This is a genomic window from Vibrio sp. OPT46 (genome assembly GCF_015163535.1).
GTDB lineage: Bacteria > Pseudomonadota > Gammaproteobacteria > Enterobacterales > Vibrionaceae > Vibrio > Vibrio alginolyticus.
Genome location: NZ_JADDYG010000546.1, coordinates 1 through 232, shown reverse-complemented (window position 1 = coordinate 232; position 232 = coordinate 1). Strand labels below are relative to the sequence as shown.

Annotated in this window: 1 pseudogene; it reads right to left on the bottom strand. The window is 40.5% G+C overall.

Annotated elements, in window-relative coordinates:
* Window positions 1–100 precede the first annotated feature (100 nt).
* A pseudogene (locus tag IQR33_RS22260) lies at window positions 101–232 on the bottom strand (tyrosine--tRNA ligase); the annotation flags it as partial.

Here is a 232-nt window from a genome sequence, read left to right as displayed (position 1 = left end):
GCAAAGTTCATCAGGTATGGAAGTTTTACTTTGCCGTTTTTGCTAAATTTTCATACAAAAAAAGCGCCCTTCGGACGCTTTCATTTGCAGTCATTATGGATTACTGAATAGTAATACGAGCAAATTTACGTTTACCTACTTGGAACACGTAAGTACCCGCTTCTGGAGCAAATTTGCTGTCCGCAATTTTTTCACCATCAATCTTCACAGCGCCCTGCTTAACCATGCGCAT